1 protein-coding gene is annotated in these 4,052 nt (G+C 77.0%); it reads left to right on the top strand.

The window, feature by feature from the left end; translation table 11 throughout:
• Window positions 1-4,052, top strand: a 4,052-nt coding sequence (locus BG452_RS30890) for a type I polyketide synthase (protein WP_188307657.1), incomplete at both ends; no start/stop codon positions are given.

The following is a 4,052-nucleotide window of genomic DNA, read 5'->3' as shown; positions in this document are numbered from 1 at the left end:
CTCACGGCCCTCGCCACCGCCCTGGACGGCCCCGCCGTCACCGTCGCCGACGTGGCGTGGGAGCGCTTCGCGCCCGCCTTCGCGCAGGACCGGGCGACGCGCCTCTTCGCCGACCTGCCCGAGGCCCGCGCCACCGCGGAGCCGGCGGAGGCGGGCGGTGGCTCCGGCCGCGCCGACACGCTCCGAGCGGACCTGCGTGAGCGGTCGGCGGCCGAGCGCACCGAGGCGCTGCTGACGATCGTGCGGGCCGAGTCGGCCGCCGTGCTCGGCCACGCCGACGCCGACGACGTGCCGTCCGGGCACCCGTTCAAGGACCTCGGCTTCGACTCGCTGACCGCCGTCGACCTGCGCAACCGGCTCACCACCGCGACCGGTCTGCGCCTGCCGGCCACCCTGGTGTTCGACTATCCGACCCCGGCGGCCCTCGCCGCCCACCTGCGGGGCGAACTCTTCGACGAGGAACGGGAGACGGAGCACTCGGCCGCCGTGGCCGACACGGACGACCCGATCGTGATCGTCGGCATGGGCTGCCGCTACCCCGGCGGCGTCCGCTCGCCCGAGGACCTCTGGCGGTTGCTGCGGGAGGGAACCGACGCCATCGGCCCGTTCCCGGTCGACCGCGGCTGGGACCTCGACCGGCTCGCCCACGGCGACCGCGACGGGCGCGGGCGCAGCGTCACCCAGCAGGGCGGGTTCCTGTACGACGCGGGCGAGTTCGACGCGGCCTTCTTCGGGGTCTCCCCGCGCGAGGCGATGGTTGTCGACCCGCAGCAGCGGCTGGTCCTGGAGACCGCCTGGGAGGCGCTGGAGCGTGCCGGGATCGACCCGGCCGGCCTGCGCGGCGGCGACACCGGCGTGTTCATCGGCGGCGGCAGCGGCGACTACCGGCCGTCCATCGGCCAGCTCGGCCACGTCGAGACCGCACAGTCCGCGAGCCTGCTCTCCGGCCGGCTCTCCTACACCCTCGGGCTGGAGGGCCCCTCGGTCAGCGTGGACACCGCGTGCTCCTCGTCCCTGGTGGCCCTGCACCTGGCCGCCCAGGCGCTGCGCTCCGGCGAGTGCTCGCTGGCCCTGGCGGGCGGCGTGACGGTGATGTCGAGCCCGGTCGGGTTCGTCGAGTTCGGCGAGATGGGGGCGCTGTCCCCGGACGGGCGCTGCCGGACGTTCTCCGACGCCGCCGGCGGCACCGCGTGGTCCGAGGGCGTCGGCGTCCTGGTGGTCGAGCGGCTGTCGGACGCCGAGCGCCGCGGCCACCGGGTGCTCGCCGTCCTGCGCGGCTCCGCGATCAACCAGGACGGCGCCTCCAACGGCATCACCGCGCCCAACGGCCCGTCCCAGCAGCGCGTCATCCGGCGCGCCCTGGCCAACGCGGGCCTGGCAGCCACGGAGGTCGACGCCGTCGAGGCGCACGGCACGGGCACGACGCTCGGCGACCCGATCGAGGCCCAGGCGCTCCTCGCGACCTACGGCCAGGACCGCGAACGGCCCGTCCTCATCGGCGCGCTGAAGTCCAACCTGGGCCACACCCAGGCCGCCTCCGGCGTGGCCGGCGTGATCAAGATGGTCCTCGCCATGCGGCACGGCCTGCTGCCGCGCACCCTCCACGTCGACGCGCCCTCACGGCACGTCGACTGGACGGCCGGCGCCGCCGAGCTCCTCACCGAGGAGACCGCCTGGCCGGCCACCGGCCACCCCCGCCGGGCGGGCGTCTCCGCCTTCGGCGCGAGCGGCACCAACGCCCATGTGATCGTCGAGGCGCCGCCCGCGGCCGAGCCCGCCGAGGCGCGTCCGGACGACCGGCCGCTGCCCGTGCCGCTCTCCGCCGCGACACCCGGAGCGCTGCGCGAGCAGGCCGAGCTGCTGCTCGGCCGCCTGGCCGCGGACCCGGAGCTGACGGTCCGCGACCTCGGCCACTCGCTGGCCACCACCCGCACACTGCTCGACCACCGCGCCGCCGTCCTCGCCGCCGACCGCGACGAGCTGGCACAGGGCCTGCGCGCCCTCGCCGACGGGCAGGCCGCGCCCAACCTGGTCCAGGGCGCGGCCCTGGGCGGGAAGACCGCCTTCCTCTTCCCCGGCCAGGGCTCGCAGCGCCCCGGCGCCGGGCGGGAGCTGTACGCCGCCCACCCGGTGTTCGCCGACGCGCTGGACGCCGCCCTCGCGGGCTTCGAGGGACGACTGGCCGGGCCACTGCGCCCGGTGCTGTTCGCGCCGGAGGGTTCGGCGGAGGCCGTGCTGCTGGACGACACGGGGTATGCGCAGCCGGCGTTGTTCGCGCTGGAGGTGGCACTGTTCCGGCTGGTGGAGTCCTGGGGTCTGCGGCCGGACTTCGTGGTGGGTCATTCGATCGGTGAGATCGCGGCGGCTCATGTGGCGGGGGTGTTCTCGTTGGAGGACGCCTGCACGCTGGTCGCGGCCCGGGCCCGGCTGATGTCCGAACTGCCGGGCGGGGGAGCGATGGTGTCCGTCGAGGCGGCGGAGGCGGAGGTGCTGCCGCTGCTGACGGACGACGTCTCGATCGCCGCCGTCAACGGCCCGCGCGCCGTCGTCCTCTCCGGAGACGCGGACGCCGTGGAACGCGTCGCCGCCGGATTCGCCGCCGACGGGCGCAGGACTAGGCGTTTGCGGGTGAGCCATGCGTTTCACTCCGTACACATGGACGCCATGCTCGACGACTTCGAGCGGACCGCCCGGGGCATCGCCTACACCGCCCCGCGCATCCCGCTCGTGTCCAACCTGACCGGCGACGTCGTCACCGGCGACACCGGGGCGGCGTACTGGGTGCGCCATGTCCGCGAGGCCGTGCGCTTCGCCGACGGCGTCGCCGCCCTCACCGCCCGCGGTGTGCGCCGTCACCTCGAACTCGGCCCGGACGGCGTGCTGTCCGCCCTCGTCCAGGCCGGCACCGGGGAGGACGCCGACCCGGCCCGCCCGGTGGTCACCGCCACCGCGCTGCGCCACGGCCGCGACGAGTGCACCACCCTGCTCGCCGCCGTCGCCCGCCTGCACACCGACGGGCTCGCGCCGGACTGGTCCGCGGTGTTCGCCGGCACCGGCGCCCGGCGGGTCGACCTGCCCACCTACCCGTTCCAGCGGCAGCGCTACTGGCCCGAGCAGTCGTTCGCCGCGGACCGGCCGTCCGACGGGGAGTTCTGGACGGCGCTGCGCACCGCGTCCTACGACGCGCTCGCCGGCACCCTGGACGTCGACGGCGACGCCCTCGCCCAGGTGCTCCCGGCGCTGCGCGACTGGCACGACCGGCGCGAGGAGCAGGCCGCCGTGGACGCACACCGCCGACGGATCGTCTGGAAGCCGCTCGACCGGCCCCGGACCGCGGCCCCGGCCGGCACCCGGCTCGCCGTCGTGCCCGCCGGTCACGGCGACCCGGCCTGGACGGACGCCGTCCTCGCCGCGCTCGGCGCGGACACCGTCCGGCTGACCGTCGAGGCCGGCGCCGACCGCGCCGGCCTCGCCAAGCAGCTCGCCGAACTCCCGGACGCAGCCGGAGAGATCACCGCCGTGGTCTCCCTCCTGGCGCTCGACGAGTCGGCGGACGGCAGCGTCCCCGCCGGGCTCGCCCGCACCGCCGCCCTGGTGCAGGCCCTCGGCGACGCCCGGATCGGCGCACCCCTGTGGTGCCTCACCCGGGATGCCGTCGCGGCCGCCCCCGGCGACCGCGTCACCGGCCTGGCCCAGGCAGCCGTCTGGGGACTCGGCCGGGTCGCCGCGCTCGAACTCCCGCAGCGCTGGGGCGGCCTGATCGACCTGCCCGCGAGCCTCGACCGGCGCACCGGCACGCTGCTGGCCGCCGTCCTCGCCGACCCGGACGGGGAGGACCAGCTGGCCGTCCGGCCCACCGGGCTCCTCGGCCGGCGCCTGGCCGCGACGCCGGGCGGATCCGGCGGCGACCAGACCGACTGGGACCCGACCGGCACCGTCCTGATCACCGGTGGCACCGGCGCGCTCGGCGCCGAGGTCGCCCGCGGCCTCGCCGCCGCAGGGGCCCGGCACCTGGTGCTGCTCAGCCGCCGCGGCCCCGACGCCCCCGGCAC

This window comes from Streptomyces sp. CBMA123, assembly GCF_014596465.1.
Lineage (GTDB): Bacteria > Actinomycetota > Actinomycetes > Streptomycetales > Streptomycetaceae > Kitasatospora.
The sequence above is the reverse complement of the archived record's forward strand: the minus strand, read 5'-3'. Positions and strand labels throughout refer to the sequence as shown.